The organism is Massilia atriviolacea, from assembly GCF_003953935.1.
In the GTDB taxonomy this organism is placed as follows: domain Bacteria; phylum Pseudomonadota; class Gammaproteobacteria; order Burkholderiales; family Burkholderiaceae_D; genus Telluria_A; species Telluria_A atriviolacea.
The window spans coordinates 1-19,671 of sequence record NZ_RXLQ01000011.1; the positions used below are offsets into that span (position 1 = coordinate 1).

Here is a 19,671-nt window from a genome sequence, read left to right on the forward strand (position 1 = left end):
GCCCGCCGCAACGCGGCCGGCGCGCGCGCCGTTGCCGGCCGCACCGCTTGCGGCGCCGCCCGACCTGCTGGCGCGCGCGCGGCGCCAGGCCGACCTGGGCGACTACCAGGGCGCCGCCGCGGCCTGCCGCGAACTGCTGGCGGCCGATCCCGGTTCGGCCGACGCCTACTTCATCCTCGGCATGGTCAGCGAATGCGAACAGAAGATGGACGCCGCCGGCGACTACTGGCGCCGCTGCGTCTACCTGAAGCCGGACCACTACGAGGCGCTGTGCCACCTGGCGCTGCTGGCCGAACAGAACGGCGACCGCCCGCAGGCGGCCGCCTTCAAGCAGCGCGCCGCGCGCGTCTACCAGCGCGGCAGGGATAGCGCCGCGGCGCCGCGCAAGGATGCCCGATGAGCAGCGCCCCGGACACCCTGCACGCGCTCGACGACCAGGATTGCTGGAACCGGATCGGCGTGGCCGGCGACATGAGCTGCCCCAAGCTGGAACAGCACGTCCACTGCCGCAACTGCGAGGTGTACGCGGGCGCGGCCAGCCGCAGCATGCAGCGCCCGGTCGACAGCGCCTACCGCGAGGACTGGGCCGCCCTGCTGCGCCAGCCGCAGGCCGCGCGCGCGCAGCACGACAGCTCGGGCCTGGTGTTTCGCCTCGGGCGCGAGTGGCTGATGCTGCCGACCCGGATCGTGGCATCGGTCGCGCCGCTGGCCGCCAGCCACTCGCTGCCGCACCGCAGCGGCGGCGGCCTGACCGGCATCGTCAACGTCGGCGGCACGCTGGCGCCGTCGATTTCCCTGGCCACCCTGCTCGGCATCGACGAAAACGACGCCCCGCAACAGGGCGGGCGCCACGTGTTCGCGCGCCTGCTCGTCATCGTCTGGGAAGAACAGCGCTTCGCCCTGCCGGTGGCCGACCTGCACGGCATCCTGCGCTACGGCGCGGCCAGCGTGGGCGCCCCGGCGGCCACCCTCAACAAGGGCCTGCAGCGCTTCATCACGGGCGTGCTGACCCATGGCGAGATGCGCATCGGCGTGCTCGATGCGCCGCTGATCGGCCACCAGCTCACCAGGCTGCTGCGATGAGCACCGGCGGCGGCGACCTCAGTCAGTTCTCGATGCTGGACCTGTTCCGCATGGAGGCGGACGGCCAGACCCAGATCCTCACCGACGGCCTGCTCACCATGGAGCGCGGCGGCGGCGACGCGTCCACCCTTGAGGCGATGATGCGCGCCGCCCACTCGATCAAGGGCGCGGCCGCCATCGTCGGCCTGGACGTGGTGGTGCAACTGGCGCACGGCATGGAAGACGCCTTCATCTCCGCCCAGCACGGCCAGTTGCAGCTCACCCCCGCGCGCATCGACGTGCTGCTGGCCGGGGTCGACCTGATCCTGCAGTTTTCGACCCTGGACGAAGCCGGCCTGCCGGCCTGGCTGGAACAGCAAGGCGCGCGCATCAGCACGACCATGAACAGCATCGCCGGGATTGCGCAGATCCAGTCGGCGCCGACACTGGAGATGCCGCCACCGGCGCCAACGCCGCCGCCGCCCGCGCCGCCCGCGCTCGAAGCAGCCGCGCCGGCCGCGGCGCCGGCGCCCGAGGAGGCGGCGCCGCAGCGCGCCCACGGCGGGCCCAGGGCGGCCCAGAACTTCGACCGCCTGCTGGCCCTGGCCAGCGAATCGCGCATCAACGCGCACCAGATGCACCCCTTCATCGCGCAGCTGCAGCGCTTCAAGCGCAACCAGGCCAACCTGTTCCAGGCCCTCGAACAGCTGCACGACGCCGTGGTGCGCGGCGGCGACCCGGCCTTGATCGAACAGTCGGCCCTGACCGGGCAAAAGGCGCACCCGCTCAAGCAGTTCATGCTGGAGCACATGGCCGACATCGAGAGCTACGAACGGCGCCTGCTGGGCGTGTCGAAAAACCTGGTGGACGAAGTCCTGACCCTGCGCATGCGCCCGTTCCGCGACGGCGTGCAAGCCTTCCCGCGCATGGTGCGCGACCTGGCGCGCAGCCTGGGAAAGGAAGCGCAGCTGGTGATCGAAGGCGAGGACACCCTGGTCGACCGCGACATCCTGGCGCGCATCGAAAGCCCGCTCAACCACATGCTGCGCAACGCCGTCGACCATGGCATGGAAACCCAGGCCGAGCGCATCGCCGCCGGCAAGCCGGCGCTCGGCACCATCGTGCTCGAAGCGCGCCACCGCGCCGGCATGCTCAGTATCGAGATCGGCGACGACGGGCGCGGGGTCGACATCGAGCGCATCCGGCGCCAGGTGGCCGAGCGCAAGATGGCCAGCGCCGCCATGGCGGCCTCCATGTCGCAGGCCGAACTGATCGAATTCCTGTTCCTGCCCGCCTTCAGCCTGAAGGAAACCACCAGCGCCATATCCGGACGCGGCGTGGGGCTCGACATCGTGCACCAGACCATCCGCGAACAGAACGGCACGGTGCGCATCGAGTCGGTGCCGGGCGCGGGCTTCCGCACCTTCATCACCCTGCCGCTGACGCAGTCGATCGTGCGCGCGCTGGTGGTCGACGTGCAGGGCGAAGCCTACGCGATCCCCATCGTCAAGATCGAACGCGTGCTCAAGGTGCCGCAAAGCGAGATCCACACCCTGGAAAACAAGCAGTTCTTCGACTTCGGCGGCGAGCACCTGGGCCTGGTCTCGGCCGCCCAGGTGCTGGAACTGGGCCAGATCGGCGCCGGCGCGGCCGAACTGCCGGTGGTGGTGATCGGCGCCGCCCAGCGCCGCTACGCGCTGGTGGTCGACGCCATCCGCGGCGAACAAAGCCTGGCGGTGCAGGCGCTCGACCCGATCTTCGGCAAGATGCGCGACATCAGCGCCGGCGCCCTGCTCGACGACGGCGCCCCGGTCCTGATCCTCGACGTGCCCGACCTGCTGCTGTCGATCGACAAACTGCTGCACGAAGGCGGCCTGCACCAGCTGGGCGCGCGCGGCGGCCCCGAAAAACGCAAGGTCAAGCGCATCCTGGTGGTGGACGACTCGCTCACCGTGCGCGAGATGGAACGCAAGCTGCTGCAGGGACGCGGCTACCAGGTCGACATCGCCATCGACGGCATCGACGGCTGGAACGTGGTGCGCAGCGGCGACTACGACCTCCTGATCACCGACGTCGACATGCCGCGCATGGACGGCATCGAACTGGTCGGCCTGGTCAAGAAGGATATCCACTTGTACAAACTGCCCGTGATGATCGTCTCCTACAAGGACCGCCCCGAAGACCGCGCGCGCGGCATGAGCGCCGGCGCCGACTACTACCTGACCAAGGGCAGCTTCCACGACGAGACCCTGCTCGACGCCGTGTTCGACCTGATCGGGGACGCCGGCCTATGAAGATCGGGATCGCCAACGACGTCGCCATGGCGGCCGAAGCGCTGCGCCGGGTGGTGGCCAGCACCAGCGAGCACCAGGTCGCGTGGATCGCCCGCACCGGCCTGGAAGCGGTGCGCATGTGCGCCGACAACCTGCCCGACCTGATCCTGATGGACCTGAACATGCCGGAACTGGACGGGGTCGAAGCGACCCGCCAGATCATGGAAAGGACGCCGTGCGCGATCCTGGTGGTCACCGGCCAGCCGCAGGACAACGTGAGCCAGGTGTTCCGCGCGCTCGGCGCCGGCGCGCTCGACGTCACCGCCACGCCGCTGCTGGCGCGCGGCGGCGGCGGCGATGCCGCGCTGCTGCACAAGATCAAGACCATCGGCAAACTGATCCGCGTCAGCGGCGCCGAGACGCCCGCCGCGCATGCGCCCGAGCGGCCCGACGGCAAGGTGAAGCACCTGCTGGCGATCGGCTCCTCGACCGGCGGCCCGATCGCCGTGGCCAGGATCCTGGCCGGCTGGAACCCGGCACCCGGCACCGCCATCGTGGTGGTCCAGCACATCGACGAAAACTTCGCCGCCCATTTTTCCAAGTGGCTCGGCGAGCAGCTCCTGGTGCCGGTGCGCGTGGTCGAAGACGGCGATCCGCTGGAAGCGGGCTGCGTCCAGATCGCCCGCACCAACGACCACCTGGTGATGAGCGCGCGCCATCGCCTGCACTACGACGAGGTCCCGCGCGAGTACGCCTACCGGCCCTCGGTCGACGTGTTCTTCCACTGCGTGGCGCGGCACTGGGAAGGCGACGCCACCGGGGTGCTGCTGACCGGGATGGGGCGCGACGGCGCCGCCGGCCTGCTCGCCATGCGCCAGGCCGGCAAGAACACCATCGCCCAGGACCAGGCCAGCAGCGCCGTGTACGGCATGCCGCGCGCCGCCGCTGAAATCGATGCCGCGCAGCAAATTTTATCCTTGGAAAACATCGGACGGGCATTGCGCAGTAGAATTGGGTCTAAACTGGCCGGGAACTAGCGCCGCCACTACCGAAAAGCTGAGCATCGATGTCTGACCTAAACAAACCTTATATGCCGGAGCCGGCTGTTTTCAAAGTGCGGGTCCTGATGGTCGACGACCAGGCCATCATCGTCGAGGCGGTGCGGCGCATGCTGGCCGACCAGGCCGACATCGAGTACCACTACGTGCTCGATTCCTCGCTGGCGGCCGCCACCGCGGAAGAATTGCAGCCGACCGTGATCCTGCAGGACCTGGTCATGCCCGGCATCGACGGCTTCGGCCTGATCGGGCAGTACCGCGAGCGCGAGAGCCTGCGCCAGGTGCCGGTGATCGTGCTGTCGGCCAAGGAAGACCCCAAGCTCAAGGCGCACAGCTTCGCGGTCGGCGCCAACGACTACATGGTCAAGCTGCCGGACCGGCTGGAACTGCTGGCGCGCGTGCGTTACCACTCGGCGGGGCACATCAGCCGGCTGCAGCGCGACGAAGCCTTCCGCTTCCTGCGCGAGAGCCAGCACAGGCTGGCCGAAGCGAACATCGAACTGCAAAAGCTCGCCGCGCTCGACGGCCTGACCGGGATCGCCAACCGGCGCCGCTTCGACGACGTCATCAAGCTCGAATGGCAGCGCGGCCAGCGCGAACAGAAGCCGCTCTCGCTGCTGATGTGCGACATCGACCACTTCAAGGCCTACAACGACAGCTTCGGCCACTTGCCGGGCGACCTGTGCCTGAAGAAGGCGGCCGCCGTGCTGACCGAAAACCTCAAGCGCCCGGCCGACCTGGCGGCGCGCTACGGCGGCGAAGAATTCGCCATCATCCTGCCCGACACCAGCCTGGCCGGCGCGCAGGTGGTGGCCAACGCCGTGCGCGGCCACCTGGAACGGCTGGCGATGGACAACCCGCAAGCGCCGGGCGGCATCGTCACCATGTCGATCGGCGTGGCCAGCGTGGTCCCCGCGCGCGGGGACACGCCGGAACAATTGACCGCGCGCGCCGACAAGGCCCTGTACGCCGCCAAGTCGGCCGGGCGCAACCGCGTCTGCGTGGCCGGCGACGCCATCCCTCCCACCTGAAGAAGGAAGTCCATGAGCATGATTCACAACGTCGCAGTGAGCAAGAAATCGAATATCTACTTCGACGGCAAATGCGTCTCGCACACGCTGTTGCTGGCCGACGGCAGCAAGAAAACGGTCGGCGTGATCTTCCCCGCGCAGCTGACCTTCAACACGGCGGCGCCCGAAGTGATGGAAATCGTCGCCGGCCAGTGCCGGGTCAAGCTGGCCGGCAGCGACGCCTGGCAAGCCTACGGCGCGGGCGAGCGCTTCAGCGTCGGCGCCAATACCGCCTTCGACATCGACGTCACCGAGACGCTCGACTACGTCTGCCACTTCGGCTGACCTCAGGCGGGCACAGCCCCGCCGAACAAGGGACGCCGCCCGCCGTCCCTCCTGTCCCGTTGCCGGCGCTTACTGCACGAAGCGGATCTGGCGCAGCCTGTACTGCACGCCCTGCTGGTCGCCCCACTTCGGCAAGGTGCCGAACGGCATGCCGATGTTGCGCAGGTCGAAGCAGGGATCGGCCGCCGCAGTCAAGGCGCCGACCTTGACCGAGACCGGCGTCCAGATGCCCGGGGCCGGCCGGCCGAACAGGTAATCGCCCGACTTGCAATTGTTGCCCGGGCTTTCCATCTTGACCGCCAGGCCGCCCGTGTTGGCCCCGTAGCTGCCGACATTGATCTCGAACTGCAAGGTGCCGCCGGCAAAATTGCTCAGATTCACAGGTGTGCCGGTAATCATCACCAGGCCGTCGCCGCCGTCCGCGGCGAAGCGCATCTCCAGCCCGTCGGCGGCCGTGATGGCGGCCTTGGTGTGGCTGCCATTGGACGAGTAGGTGCTCAGCGCCAGGTCGCCCGCCAGCGCGCCCGCATTCAGGATGGGGTAGCTCGGCCCCGGCACGGGCGGCCCGAAGACCGGGGGTTCCGGCACCAGGCTGGCGCAGGCGGCGGCATCGGCATCCCTGGCCGCGCCCGGCACCCAGCGGATGTTGGCGAACGAGGCGACGAAGGCCTTCTCGGTGTAGACCAGGAACGGCGTATCGATCAGGGTGAAGTCGGCCCCCTTGGCGGCAAAGCAGGACAGCGGCAGTTTGACGGTCCGCTTCAGATCCGGCGCCAGGCCCTTGAACAAGGTCGTGGCGTCGACTTCGCCCAGGCAAGGGTGCTTGCAGTCCACCCGCATTTTGACCGCGCCGGCCGGGGCCTTGTGCACGATGGTGTCGAACACCAGGGCCGCGTCGGCGTTGAGGTAGGCTTCCCGGTCGGCCGTGCCGGCCGCCTGCGCATAAAACTGGCCGGCGCCGCTCCAGGTGATTTTCCTGGCGTCCTGCTGGACATTGACCTGGGTGGTCTCGGCTTTGACGTTCGGCAAGGTCGTGACCGCGTTCAGGTCGGCGCCCAGCGGCACCGACCAGGCGCTGGGGTCGCCGATGCGGGTCGTGTAGGGCGCCTGGTCGGCCGACCGGAACACCTCCAGATCGACACTGGCCTGGCCGCCGTTGCCCGCACCCTGGGCGCAACCGAGGGTCGGCGCCGTTTCGTCGAGCCTGGCCAGCCTGGCATCGTCCGCGTAGCGCATCCCGAAGCCGTAGGCGAACAGCGGATCGTAGTTGGGGTCGCCCTTGTTGGGCATCTGGCACGCCGTTCTGGGCCAGGAGAACGACAGCTTGCCTTTCAGGTCCACGTTGACGTCGCCATTGTCCTTGCGGAACAGGACATCGGTGACGCCCTTGCCTTCGGTGCCGGGCAACCAGGCCACCACGAAGGCGTCCGAGCGGTTCAGTTCCTTGTTGACCCAGAGCGGACGGCCGGTGATCAGCACGGTCACCACCGGCACGCCCTTGCCGCTGACGGCATCGAGCACGGCCAGGTCTTCCGGAAAGCGGCGCGCGTGCTCCAGGGTGCCGCTCCTGCCGATGTCGCCCACCCCTTCGGCATAGGGGGTTTCGCCGATGACGGCGATGACCGCCTTGAAGTCGGCAAGTTTGACGCCGGCGCCGCTCTGGCTGTAGACCACATTGGCCTCGCCCGCCACCGATCGGATCGCCGTCAGGATGCTGTCGGCGTTCGGGAAGTCGGCGTTGGTGTTGGCCGTACCTTGCCAGGTGAGCGACCAGCCGCCGGTTTGATTCGACAGGCTGTCGGCGCTTTTGCCGACCACCAGGATCTTGTCGCCGCGCTTGAGCGGCAACAGCTTGTTGTCGTTTTTGAGCAGCACGAGCGACTTCTGCACCGCTTCGCGCGCCAGTGCGCGATGCTGCAGGCGGCTGGCCTCGGTGTGGGGGCGTTCCAGCGGCGCCTTGGCGCTCATGATGCCAGCCCGAAATTTCACGCGCAGGATGCGGGTGACCGCGTCATCGATGCGCGCCAGCGCAATCTCGCCCTTGTTGACCGAGGCGATGGTGTTGGCGATGAACTCTTTCCACTTGTCCGGGACCATGATCATGTCGACCCCGGCGTTGATCGCCTGCGGGCAAGCGCCGTCGCTGCAGCCGGCCACCTGGCCGTGGCCGTTCCAGTCGCCGATGACGAAGCCGTCGAAGCCCATCCTGGTCTTGAGTACATCGGTCAGCATCTCTTTGCTGCCGTGCATCTTGCCGACCTTGATCGCCAGGCTCTCGTTGTCCCAGCTGTTAAACGACGCCATCACGGTCTGGGCCCCGGCGCCGAGCGCGTGGTAATAGCCCTGGCCATGAATGTTGATCATGTCGTTGCGGCTGGACATATTGACGCCCTGGTCCCGGCCCTGATCGGTGCCGCCGTCGCCGATGAAGTGCTTGGCGGTGGCGATGACGTTGCCGCTGCCGGCAAAATCGTTCTGCAAGCCCTTCACCATTTCACGCGCGTACTTGGTGACGATCAGGGGATCTTCGGAATACCCTTCGTAGGTGCGGCCCCAGCGGTCGTCGCGCACCACCGCCAGGGTCGGGGCGAAGGTCCAGTCGATCCCGGTGGCATACACCTGCGCGGCCACGGCCGCGCCGATGCGGCGCATCAGGGCGGGGTCGTTGGCGGCGCCCAGGCCGATGTTATGCGGGAACATGGTGGCGCCGAATACGTTGTTGTGGCCGTGCACCGCGTCGGTCCCCCAGATCACCGGGATCCTGACCTTGGCATCGGTGGCCATCGACGCCTTCCAGTAGGCGTCGGCCAGCTTGAGCCAGTCGGCCGGCGCCGCCAGCTTGTTATTACCCGGAAAAGAACCGCCGCCGTTCAGCACCGAACCGATGTAGTACTGGCGCACCTGCTCCGGGGTGATGCTCTTGATTTCCGGCTGCGTCATCTGGCCGACCTTCTCCGCCAGGCTCATCCCGGCAACGATGGCGGCGATGGCGGACTCGGTGGCCGCATCTTTCTTGATATCGCTGCTTATGCTCGGGAAGTCGCTGTACTGCGTCACCTTGTCGACGGCGACCGGCGGCGTGGGGATGTCCGGCGTGGCCGGGTCGCTGCCGCCGTCGCAGGCGGCCAGCATGGCGCCACAGGCGGCCGCTGCCAGAGCGCTTCGGATCGCGCTACCTAACTTGTCTTGCATATGATTGTCTCCCGAATGAATCGCCGGCGCCCGAAATTGGAAGCGCTTCCGGTGTACAGGCATTATTTATCAGAATTGATTAAAAAGATAATGTTTTCTGATCGATACGCAGCGATGGCGCGCTCATTGACGGGGCGGCGCGCCGTAGGCGGCGCGCAGGGAGGAAAAGCTAGATGAAGACCGGCTCGGTTTCGAGGGACACGCCGAAACGCGCCAGCACGTCGGCCTGGATCGCGCGCGCCAGCGCCAGCACCTCGGCGCCGGTCGCGCCGCCACGGTTGACCAGCACCAGGGCCTGCTTCTCGTAGACGCCGGCCGCGCCCAGGCTGCGCCCTTTCCAGCCGCATTGGTCGATCAGCCAGCCGGCCGCCAGCTTTTCGCTGCCGTCGCTCTGCGCATGGTGCACCAGCGCCGGGTGGGCGGCCAGCAAGGCGGCGCACTGGGCGGCGCCGACCACGGGATTCTTGAAAAAGCTGCCGGCGTTGCCGATCAGCGCCGGGTCGGGCAGCTTGCGCCGCCGGATCGCCACCACCGCGTCGCTGACCTGCTGTGCGCTCGGCGCCGCCAGCCCGCTTGCGGCCAGTTCCTGCGCCAGCTCGCCATACTTCAGGTTCGGCGCCCACGCGCGCGGCAGCGCGAAGGTGACGTCGACGATCGCCAGCCCGGCCCCGTCGGGATGCTTGAACACGCTGTCGCGGTAAGCGAAGCGGCAGGCCGCGGCGTCCATCGTGCGCAGGGTGCCGGAGGCGATCTCGAACACCGTCAGGCAATGGAAGCGGTCCTTGACTTCGGCCCCGTAGGCGCCGATATTCTGGATCGGCGAGGCGCCCACGGTGCCGGGAATGAGCGCCATGTTTTCCAGCCCGCCCAGCCCCTGGGCCAGCGTCCATTGCACGAAATCGTGCCAGTTCTCGCCGGCGCCGGCCCGCACCAGCACGCTGCCGCCGTGCTCATCGGCCTGCTCCCCGACAATCGCGCGCCCCGCGATCGCCATGTGCAGCACCAGCCCGTCGACGTCGCCCGTGAGCACGATGTTGCTGCCGCCGCCCAGCAGCAGGCGCGGCATGGCGCCCAGCACCGGGTCGGCCAGCACCTGCGCCAGCTGGTCGACCCGGGTCACCCTGAGGTAGGCGCGCGCGCGCGCGTCGATGCCGAATGTATTGACGCTGCGGAGGGAAAAGTCGGGCACGATGGCGAGGTCTGGGTGCATGAATGAGCGTTCTTGAGGCATTTAGGGGAAAAAACCGGTTCAGTTCAGGGGCGCCGCCCCCGTTGTCCGTTAAAATATCGGCATTCTACATTTTGCAAGTACAAAGGATCCCATTATGCCGTCGTTTGATGTCGTCTCCGAAGCAGACATGATTGAAGTGAAAAACGCCGTCGAGCAGTCCAACAAGGAAATCACCACCCGTTTCGATTTCAAGGGCAGCTCGGCCAAGGTGGAACAGAAGGACACCGAACTGACCGCCTTCGCCGATTCCGATTTCCAGCTCTCGCAGGTGCGCGATGTGCTGACCAATAAACTGGCCAAGCGCAAGGTCGACGTGCGCTTCCTCGACGAAGGCAAGATCGAGAAGATCGGCGGCGACAAGGTCAAGCAGGTGATCAAGGTCAAGAACGGGATCGAGACCGAGGACGCGAAGAAGATCGTCAAGGTCATCAAGGAGAGCAAGATGAAGGTCCAGGCCAGCATCCAGGGCGAGTCGGTGCGCGTGACCGGCGCCAAGCGCGACGACCTGCAGGCGGCCATGGCGATGCTGCGCAAGGATGTGCCGGAGATGCCGCTGGAATTTAATAACTTCCGCGATTAAGCGGCGCCGCGCGCCGATCGATCGGCATCGTCGCTCAATCGGCCGCATCCCTCGAGCTGCGGCCTGGGGTGCCGAAGGACGGCGTCGCAGAAGCGCGAACATACCGTGGAGTATTGTCCCGGTTTTGCTCGCCGGAACGGAGAACTCCCAGGGTCGCTTGGGGTAGAATTGTGGGTGCGCAAGCTGGCCTCGGCGGCCGCGCCAGCGCACCGGTAAAACTTGGCAGTCTAAGGATAGCAATGAAACGTGTTGATGATTTCCGCCTGCGTCTGGGCAACAAGGACTATGTGCCCATCATGATCGGTGGCATGGGCGTCGATATTTCGACCTCCGAACTGGCGCTCGAAGCGGCGCGCCTGGGCGGGATCGGGCATATTTCCGATGCCATGGTCGAGGATGTCTCGGACCGCAAGTTCGACACCAGCTATGTGAAAGACAAGACCAAGACCTACAAGTTCAATATCAATAATATGGACAAGGCGGTGGTGCAGTTCGACCTGGCGCGCCTGGCCGATGCGACCCGCCGCCATGTCGGCGCGACCATGGAGGCGAAACGCGGCGATGGCCTGATTTTCGTCAACTGCATGGAAAAGCTGACCATGAATTCGCCGCGCGAAACCCTGCGCACGCGCCTGTCGGCCGCGCTCGACGCCGGCATCGACGGGATCACCATGTCGGCCGGCCTGCACCTGGGCTCGTTCGCCCTGATCGAAGACCATCCGCGCTTCCGCGACGCCAAGCTGGGCATCATCGTCTCGTCCGTGCGCGCGCTGCAGATCTTCCTGCGCAAGGTGTCCAAGCTGAACCGCCTGCCCGACTTCATCATCGTCGAAGGCCCGCTGGCCGGCGGCCACCTGGGCTTCGGCATGGATTGGGCCGAGTACGACCTGCACACCATCATGGATGACATCCATGCCTATATGCGCGCAGAAAAGCTTGAGATTCCCTTGATCGCGGCCGGCGGCGTGTTCACCGGCACCGACGCGGCCGGCTTCCTGGAAAAAGGCGCGGGCGGCGTGCAGGTGGCCACCCGTTTCACCATCACCAACGAGTGCGGCCTGCCGGACAAGGTCAAGCAGGAGTACGTGCGCGCCACCGAAGACGACATCATCGTCAACGGCATCTCGCCGACCGGCTATCCGATGCGCATGCTCAAGAGCACGCCGGCCATCGGCGCGGGCATCCGTCCGGGCTGCGAATCGTATGGCTATCTGCTCGATGCGACGGGGAACTGTTCTTACATCAATTCGTACAACCGCGAAGTGCTGGCCAATCCGGACAGCAAGACCGTGGTGGTGATGGACAAGACCTGCCTGTGCACGCATATGCGCAATTTCAATTGCTGGACCTGCGGCCACTACACCTACCGCCTCAAGGACACGACCCACAAGCTGGCCGACGGCAGCTACCAGATGCTGACGGCCGAGCACGTGTTCCAGGATTACCAGTTCAGCGTCGATAACCAGATCGCCCTGCCGGTGCGCCAGGAAATCGCCCTCGCTTGAAGGGGCGGCGAAGAATCGATTGCGCGGCGGGCTGCCTGCCCGCCGCACCTTGCTTTCACTAAATTGCCCATCGCGGCGAACTTTCTGCGCTTTTTCCTGTCTAATCCTGATTACGGTTGATTGGAGAGGTGCATGCCTGTCCGCGAGAACGCCCCTTTGGCCGCCCTGCTGATCGATGCCGGCGGCCAGATCGTCAGCTGGAACGCCGCCTGCGAACACGTGCTGGGGATCGGCGCCGCCGACGCCCTGCGCCAGCCCCTGACGGCGCTGCTCAGCGAGCGCAGCCGCCAGCACTGGCAACAGCGCTGGAGCGCCTTTCCCAGCGATTGCGATGCCGCCGAGCTCGAATTCCTGCGCGCCGATGGCAGCGTCCACAGCATTTTCCTGACCCTGCTGCCGCAGTTCGGCCATGACGGCGCGCTCAGCCACGTGGTCGCCATGCTCGACGGCGCCTGCGACGAGTCCGATTCCGAGGCGGTCGGGCGCATGCCGCTCTCCACCATCATCGATGTGCTTCCCGGCACCTTCTACGTGCTGCGCGAGGATGGCAGCTTTGCGCTGTGGAACAGGACGCTGGAAGAAGTGACGGCCATGACGCCCGAGGAACTGCGGCAGGCGAATGCGGTCGACCTGTACCACCTGGCCGAAAAACGCCTGATCGCCGCGAATATGCGCAATGTGTTCGACCAGGGCACCCAGGCCATGGTCGAGGCCAATTATCTCGACAAGCACGGCAAGGTCACGCCCTACCTGCTGTGCGGCGCGCGCATCAGCTGCCGCGGCCGTCACTACCTGTGCGGCATGGGGCTCGATATTTCCGAGCGGCGCGCCCAGGAAGACCGCCTGCGCCTGCGCGAACGGGCCCTGCACGCCACCAGCAGCGGCCTGGTGATTTCGCGCTGCGCCGGCCGCGACAACCCGATCGAGTACGCCAATCCGGCCTTCGAGCGCATCACCGGCTACAGCGCCGCGGAAGCGATCGGACGCGATGCGCGCTTCATGGGCATGCCCGGCATGGACGAGGACGAACGCGAGCAATTGCGCGCGGCCGTGCGCGAGCGGCGCGAAGTGAACGTGGTGTTCCGCAACCGGCGCCGCAACGGCGAGATCTTCTGGAACGACCTGACCATCACGCCGGTCAGCGACACCACCGGCAAGGTCACCCATTTCATCGGCGTCATCAACGACGTCACGGCGGTCAAGCAGCGCACCGCCCATCTCGAACACGAGGTCAACCACGACGCGCTGACCGGGCTGGCCAACCGCACCCTGCTGTGGGACCGGCTGGAACAGGCGCTGCATATGGCCCAGCGCAACAAGTCGCTGGTGGCCACGGTGCTGGTCGACCTCAACGGCTTCAAGCAGATCAACGACAGCTACGGCCACGAGGCCGGCGACCAGGTGCTGCGGATGGTGGCGCGGCGCCTGCAATCGTCGGTGCGCGAGAGCGACACGGTGGCGCGCCTGTCGGGCGACGAATTCGTGCTGGTGCTGGTCAACCAGCCTTCGCTGCGCTACACCCTGCGCATGATCGAGCGCTTGCGGGTGAGCATGTCGCAGCCGGTCAGCTTCGACAACACCGACATCGCGGTCGGCGGCAGCATCGGGGTCAGCGTCTATCCGCACGACGGCGGCGGCGCGCTCGACCTGGTGCGCGCGGCCGACGTGGCGATGTACCACGCCAAGGCGGCCAAGACGGGCGAGGTGCACTTCTTTTCGGCCGACATGAAGTCGACCACCCAGGCCAAGCAAAAACTCGACGACGGCATGCGCGGCGCGCTCGAACGCCACGAACTGTTCCTGCTGTACCAGCCCAAGATCTGCCTGCGCAGCGGCCGCATCCAGGGCCTGGAGGCGCTGCTGCGCTGGCGCCATCCGGAACTGGGGGTGCTGGCGCCGGCCTCCTTCCTGCCCGAGGCCGAAGAAAGCGGGATGATCGTCGCCATCGGCAAGTATGTGCTGGACGAGGCCTGCGCCTTCATGCAGCGCATGGACAGCGCCGGCTTCCCCCCGCTGCCGGTGGCGCTCAATGCCTCGGTCCGCGAATTCTCCCAGCCCCGGTATGTCGAGCACGTCGCCTGCATCCTGGCGGCCCACAGGATCGCGCCGGCGCGGCTGGAACTGGAATTGCGCGAAGAGAGCCTGAACGCCAATCCGCACCTGAGCGTGGAGGTGGTGTCGCAATTGCACGAACTGGGCGTGCTGCGCTCGGTCGACGCCTTCGGCGACAGCCTGTCGAACCTGAATTTCCTGCACAAGCTGCCGCTGACCCACGTCAAGCTGGCCAAGGTGGCGGTGCACCAGATCACGGCCGACGCCCGCAGCGGCGCGCTGGCCAAGGCCCTGATCGATGTCGGCCACGACCTCGGCGCGCGCGTCATCGCCAAGGGGGTGGAAAACCGGCTGCAGATGGAGTCCTTGCGGGCCAATCACTGCGACGAGCTGCAGGGCACGTATTTCAGCGCCCCGCTGGCCGAGCACGCCTTGCACGACATGCTGGTGGCGGCGCCGGCGGCCTGAGGCTGGCGCCGGCCTGAGGCCGCCGGCGCCGTTCGGCCGCGCTCAGCCTTCGCTGGTAATGCGCTGTATCAGCGCGCCCAGCACTTCTTCGGCCAGCTCGTTCGAGACCTGGCAGGTGCCGGCGTTTTCGTGCCCGCCGCCGCCGTATTCGAGCATCAGGGCGCCGATATTCGTGCGCGAGGTCCGATTCAGGATCGATTTGCCGGTGGCGAACACGGTATTCTGGTTTTTCAGGCCCCACAGCACGTGGATCGAGATGTTGGTGTCGGGGAACAGGGCATAGATGATGAAGCGGTTGCCGGCGTAAATCGTGTCTTCCTCGCGCAGGTCGAGCACGACCAGGTTGCGGTGCACGCTGGCGCAGCGCCGGATCTGTTCCTTGCACTTGTCGCTGTGCTCGAAGTACAGGTCCATGCGCTCCCTGACGTCGGGCAGGGCCATGATGTCGTCGATCGTGTGATTTTTGCAATAATCGATCAAGTCCATCATCAGCGCGTAGTTCGAGATGCGGAAATCGCGGAAGCGGCCCAGGCCGGTGCGGGCATCCATCAGGAAGTTGAGCAAGTCCCAGCCTTGCGGGGCCAGCACTTCCTGCTGGTTGAAGCGGGCCGCGTCGCCCTTGTCGACGGCGGCCATCATGTCGTACCAGGCGGCCGGGAAGGCCGAGGCGCCGCCATAGTAGTCGTACACCACCCGTGCGGCCGAGGGCGCTTCGGGATGGATGATGTGGTTGGCGCGCGCGCCGGTATTGCGGATCGTCTCCGACAGGTGGTGGTCGAAGGCCAGGTGCACCCCGGCCGCGTACGGCAGGTTGGTGGTGATATCGCCGTCGCTGACCACGATTTTGCCGTCCTGCATATCCTTGGGGTGGACAAACAGGATATCGTCGATCAGATCCAGGTGCTTGAGCAGGACGGCGCAGACCAGGCCATCGAAATCGCTACGCGTGATCAAACGGTATTTTTTCACATCGGCAGACATAGGACATCCCCTTGGGCGGTGGAACAGCGGTTTGATCCTTCATCATACCGCGCAACCGGGCACTGCGGCGCGATGATCGGCGCTGCACCCTGTTCCTCCATTTATGCAGCCTGTCGCAAAGGCCGCGCGGCGGGCCGGGCGCTGTCCTAAAGTGGCAACATCTCATCCGTATCGGGGGCCGCGCGGCGCTTTTTACGGCCCCGGGAGGCGCGCAGCAGTTACACTCGCCGCTACGACAAACTCACGCAATCTCACGCTTTCCGACTAAAGCGTGCGCAACTTTACGGAATTGACCCACCATGGAAGCACGCCGTCCTCCCGAACAAGCCATCGCGACCGTCCTGGCATGGCTGCAGCGCGCCTTCGACGCCACCGCCACCTGGGTCAGCCAGCTATCGTGGTGGAAGTTTTTCCTGTTCGCGGCGCTGGCCCTGATCGCCGCCTCGATCCTGCAGAACGAGCTGTTTTCCGGCGGCGATGTGATCGAGGTGCGCAAGGAGCGCAAGCGCGACAAGCGCGAAGGCAATATCATCTTCGACGACGGCGGCATCAGCTACAGCCCGCCGAAAAAACGCAGCGCGCCGCCGCAGCCGCCCGAGGCGCCCGAGGCCCCGGAAGCGCCGGAGCCGCCCGAGGCCCCGGCCAATCCGGCCGAGCCGACCGTTCCCGACACCGCGTCCATGCCGGTCACGGCCGACGGCGAAGTGCGCGTCGCGCTGCCGCCACAGATCGTCGAAGGCTTGTCGAGCGCGATCGAAGCGGCCGTCGAAAATGCGGCGGAAGAAAAAGTGAAGGTGTACCACGGCCAGGCCTCGACCTGGTTCAAGAGTTTCATTTCCCTGCTGGTGCTGGCCCTGTTCGCCACCAAGGCCCTGGTCGGCGGCAAGAAGCGCGCCGAAGCCGAAACCCAGACCGCCAACGCCGCCGCCGAGCGCGAATCGATGCAGCGCCAGCTGTCGGAAGCGCGCATGCAGATGATGCAGGCCCAGGTCGAGCCGCATTTCCTGTTCAACACCCTGGCCTCGGTCGAGTACCTGATCGAGACCGACCCGCCGCGCGCCTCGGCCATGCAGCGCAGCCTGATCCAGTACCTGCGCGCCGTGCTGCCGCAGATGCGCGACAACGCCGTGGTCACCAACCTCGGGCGCGAGGCGGACATGGTCAAGGCTTACCTGAACCTGCTGAAGATGCGCATGGAGGAGCGCCTGCAGGTCGACCTGCGCATTCCCGAGGGCCTGCGCAGCGCGGCCTTCCCGCCGATGATGCTGCAGTCGATGGTCGAGAACGCCATCAAGCACGGCCTCGAATGCAAGCCCGAGGGCGGCGCGCTCTCCATCCTGGCCGAGGTGGCGCACAACAAGCTGCGCGTGATCGTCAGCGACGACGGGGTCGGCTTCGGCAAGTTCCCCAGCGACGGCACCGGGCTGGGACTGATGACGATCCGCGAACGCCTCAAGCTGCTGCACGGCGACGCCGGCCAGCTGCACATCGCGGCCAACACGCCGAGCGGCGTGATCGCCACCATCGAGGTGCCTTATCAGGTATCGAAGTAATCCACAAGCAAGCGCGGCTATTCAAAAAAAACGGCCCAAGGAAGTGATTGATTAAACAGGCGATTCATTGAATAATTGGCACTCTTGCCCATCACCAGAAACGCACCATGCCTACCGCTATTATTGCCGACGACGAAAGACTGATGCGCGACCAGTTGCGCCTGCGCCTGAACCAGGCCTGGCCCGAACTGGAAATCGTCGGCGAGGCCAAGAACGGCGATGAAGCGATCGAGCTGGTCAGCCAGCTCAAGCCGGACCTGACCTTCCTCGACATCCGCATGCCGGGCAAGACCGGCATGGAAGCGGCGCGCGCGATCGGCACCGGCAGCAACATCGTGTTCGTCACCGCCTACGACCAGTACGCGGTCGAAGCCTTCGAGCGCGGCGCGGTCGACTATGTGCTCAAGCCGCCCGAGGCCGAGCGCCTGCAGGTGACCATCGACCGCCTCAAGTCGCGCCTGGCCAAGCCGAAGGAAGCGGTCAACGACAGCGTCACCGCCATGCTCTCGCAGCTGGCCGAAAAAATGGCGGCGCCCAAGCCGAGCTACCTGCAATGGATCCAGGCCAGCATCGGCCAGGACCTGCGCATGATTCCGGTCGAGGACATCCTGTTTTTCCGCTCCGACGAAAAATACACCTGCGTACAGACCGAGCGCTTCGAGGCGCTGATCCGCAAGCCGGTGCGCGACCTGGCCGAGGAACTCGATCCGGCCCTGTTCTGGCAGATCCACCGCGCCACCCTGGTCAACGTCAACGCCATCGAAGGGGTCACGCGCGACATTCGCGGACGCCACCTGGTGCTCATCAAGGGCAAGCCCGACAAGCTCGAAGTGAGCCGCAGCTTCCTGCACCTGTTCAAGCAAATGTAAACCAGCGCCGCGCCGATGCGGCGCCCGCTTTCCATTCCATGCGCCACCTTGCGACACGACATGAGACACCGTTCCCCGCCGCGCCCTGCGCTTTCCTCGTCGCGGCCCCGGCCCCTGCGGCTGGCCCACCCTTTGCGGCGCCTCAAGCCGTGCGGCGCGCGCGCTCCTATAATCAGCCCACGGTCCGCGTCCCGCGGGCCTTCGACGGCAGGCGCGCATGGCACAACAGCGTTCTTCCCGCTTCCTGAGCTGGGGCGCGGTCATGTTTGTCCTCGGCTTGCTGGGCGGTCACTCCTTGGCACGCTTGTTCGCGTATAACCGCTGGCCGCGCTTCGCGCGCAGCCACAGCCGCGAGATCATCCAGAACGCGAGCGAAGCGATCATCTCCACCGACGACACCCAGACCATCGTGCTGGCCAATCCCTCGGCCGCGGCGATGTTCTCGACCACGGTCGAACGCATGCAGGGCAGCCCGCTGCAGCAGTTCATCGCCCCGCTGCCGACCGTCAGCGGCGACGCCGCGCCCGCCTATTTCGGCGACGGGGCCGGGCGCGCCGGGCGCCGCGCCACCGATTACGCGGTCACGGGCGTGCGCGCCAGCGGCGAAACCTTCCCGCTCGAAGGCTCGATTTCCAGCATGATCGAGGCCGACCGCACCATCTACACCATCATCCTGCGCGACGTGACCGAGCGCCAGCAGGTGCAGGAAAAGCTGTCGCGCTCGCATGCGCAGCTGCGCCAGCTCTCGACGGCCCTGCAAACCGTGCGCGAGGAAGAACGGGCCCACATCGCGCGCGAGCTGCACGACGACCTCGGCCAGCTGCTGGCCTCGCTGCGGATGGACCTGAACCTGCTGCAAAAGGAACCGGGCGCCAGCCATAACGGCCAGCGCCTGATGAACGGCATGGAAGACAATCTGCTCACGGCGATTACCTCGCTGCGCCGCATCGCCACCAACCTGCGCCCGCGCGCGCTCGACGAGGGCGGCCTGTATTTCGCGCTGCAGGGCTTGCGCGACGAATTCGTCGAACGGCACGGCATCGCCTGCGCGCTGTTCGCCGACGAGGCCGAGCTGCGCCTCGACGACGCCGCCAGCACCGCCATCTTCCGCATCGTCCAGGAAGCGCTGACGAACATCGCGCGCCATGCCGGGGCCAGCAATGTGACCATGTATGTATACCGCATCAACGGCCAGTTGCTGGTCTCGATCCGCGACGACGGGCGCGGCATCCAGGCCGCGGACATGGAAAAAGCCCAGTCGCTCGGCCTGATCGGGATGCGCGAACGGGTATGGGGAATGAAGGGCGACATCACCGTCAGCGGCGACGATCCGCCCGGTACCCGCATCGATATCGTGTTGCCTTTGCCCGACAGCGGCGACGAGGAAGCCATCGGCGAACGCCCTGGCGAGCGCGCCGCCGGCGCACCGGAACGGACCGCCCCGCCGCCGCCGCCGGCGCCCTGAGATTTCCCGGAACGCCTGCAACGGCGG

At 66.5% G+C, this 19,671-nt stretch carries 14 protein-coding genes and 1 pseudogene; 12 read left to right on the forward strand and 3 right to left on the reverse strand.

The window, feature by feature from the left end; genetic code table 11:
- The 6 genes and pseudogenes from EJB06_RS31945 to ppnP form a co-directional block, all read left to right on the forward strand.
- Positions 1 to 400 (forward strand): annotated as a pseudogene (locus EJB06_RS31945) (CheR family methyltransferase); the annotation flags it as partial.
- Positions 397 to 1,083 carry a chemotaxis protein CheW gene (locus EJB06_RS20210; RefSeq protein ID WP_126075832.1) on the forward strand — a complete coding sequence of 229 codons (687 nt, stop codon included), beginning with the start codon at positions 397 to 399 and terminating at the stop codon, positions 1,081 to 1,083. The pseudogene EJB06_RS31945 and the gene EJB06_RS20210, both read left to right, overlap by 4 nt.
- Complete coding sequence (locus tag EJB06_RS20215) at positions 1,080 to 3,356, forward strand: hybrid sensor histidine kinase/response regulator (protein WP_126075833.1); 2,277 nt, start codon at positions 1,080 to 1,082, stop codon at positions 3,354 to 3,356. The genes EJB06_RS20210 and EJB06_RS20215 overlap by 4 nt, the downstream gene beginning before the upstream one ends.
- A complete protein-coding gene (cheB, locus tag EJB06_RS20220; protein WP_126075834.1) occupies positions 3,353 to 4,372 on the forward strand; it encodes a chemotaxis-specific protein-glutamate methyltransferase CheB in 1,020 nt (339 codons plus the stop codon). Before EJB06_RS20215 ends, cheB begins: the two co-directional genes overlap by 4 nt.
- Before the next feature lie 53 nt (positions 4,373 to 4,425).
- Positions 4,426 to 5,424: a diguanylate cyclase gene (locus EJB06_RS20225; RefSeq protein ID WP_307720465.1), complete on the forward strand. Its 999-nt coding sequence runs from the start codon at positions 4,426 to 4,428 to the stop codon at positions 5,422 to 5,424.
- A 12-nt stretch (positions 5,425 to 5,436) separates the two neighbouring features.
- Entirely contained in the window at positions 5,437 to 5,748 is a 312-nt protein-coding gene (ppnP, locus tag EJB06_RS20230; RefSeq protein WP_126075836.1) for a pyrimidine/purine nucleoside phosphorylase, read from the forward strand.
- Positions 5,749 to 5,817: 69 nt separating this feature from the next.
- Here the strand turns inward: ppnP and EJB06_RS20235 are convergent, their stop codons facing one another.
- Complete coding sequence (locus EJB06_RS20235) at positions 5,818 to 8,940, reverse strand: glycoside hydrolase family 3 protein (protein ID WP_229427175.1); 3,123 nt, start codon at positions 8,938 to 8,940, stop codon at positions 5,818 to 5,820.
- Between the two features lie 169 nt (positions 8,941 to 9,109).
- The gene (gene murB / locus EJB06_RS20240) at positions 9,110 to 10,150 is read right to left on the reverse strand and encodes a UDP-N-acetylmuramate dehydrogenase (protein WP_126075837.1); all 1,041 of its coding nucleotides are present in this window, start codon (positions 10,148 to 10,150) and stop codon (positions 9,110 to 9,112) included.
- Positions 10,151 to 10,265: 115 nt separating this feature from the next.
- Between murB and EJB06_RS20245 the strand changes: the two genes are divergently transcribed.
- The 3 genes from EJB06_RS20245 to EJB06_RS20255 all read left to right on the forward strand — a co-directional run bounded on the left by EJB06_RS20245 (position 10,266) and on the right by EJB06_RS20255 (position 14,776).
- Complete coding sequence (locus tag EJB06_RS20245) at positions 10,266 to 10,751, forward strand: YajQ family cyclic di-GMP-binding protein (protein ID WP_126075838.1); 486 nt, start codon at positions 10,266 to 10,268, stop codon at positions 10,749 to 10,751.
- Between the two features lie 239 nt (positions 10,752 to 10,990).
- Positions 10,991 to 12,256 carry a nitronate monooxygenase gene (locus EJB06_RS20250; protein WP_126075839.1) on the forward strand — a complete coding sequence of 422 codons (1,266 nt, stop codon included), beginning with the start codon at positions 10,991 to 10,993 and terminating at the stop codon, positions 12,254 to 12,256.
- Positions 12,257 to 12,388: 132 nt separating this feature from the next.
- Positions 12,389 to 14,776: a sensor domain-containing protein gene (locus EJB06_RS20255; protein ID WP_126075840.1), complete on the forward strand. Its 2,388-nt coding sequence runs from the start codon at positions 12,389 to 12,391 to the stop codon at positions 14,774 to 14,776.
- Between the two features lie 42 nt (positions 14,777 to 14,818).
- On the opposite strand, the gene EJB06_RS20260 is transcribed toward EJB06_RS20255, so the two are convergent.
- A complete protein-coding gene (locus tag EJB06_RS20260) occupies positions 14,819 to 15,757 on the reverse strand; it encodes an exopolyphosphatase (RefSeq protein WP_126075841.1) in 939 nt (312 codons plus the stop codon).
- 299 nt (positions 15,758 to 16,056) lie between these two features.
- On the opposite strand from EJB06_RS20260, the gene EJB06_RS20265 reads away from it, so the two are divergent.
- The 3 genes from EJB06_RS20265 (at position 16,057) to EJB06_RS20275 (ending at position 19,644) form a co-directional block, all read left to right on the forward strand.
- Positions 16,057 to 17,310 (forward strand): sensor histidine kinase, encoded by a 1,254-nt coding sequence (locus EJB06_RS20265; protein ID WP_126075842.1) that lies wholly within the window; start codon positions 16,057 to 16,059, stop codon positions 17,308 to 17,310.
- Between the two features lie 107 nt (positions 17,311 to 17,417).
- Positions 17,418 to 18,179 (forward strand): LytR/AlgR family response regulator transcription factor, encoded by a 762-nt coding sequence (locus EJB06_RS20270; RefSeq protein WP_126075843.1) that lies wholly within the window; start codon positions 17,418 to 17,420, stop codon positions 18,177 to 18,179.
- A 217-nt stretch (positions 18,180 to 18,396) separates the two neighbouring features.
- Positions 18,397 to 19,644: a PAS domain-containing sensor histidine kinase gene (locus EJB06_RS20275; RefSeq protein WP_229427176.1), complete on the forward strand. Its 1,248-nt coding sequence runs from the start codon at positions 18,397 to 18,399 to the stop codon at positions 19,642 to 19,644.
- Positions 19,645 to 19,671 lie beyond the last annotated feature (27 nt).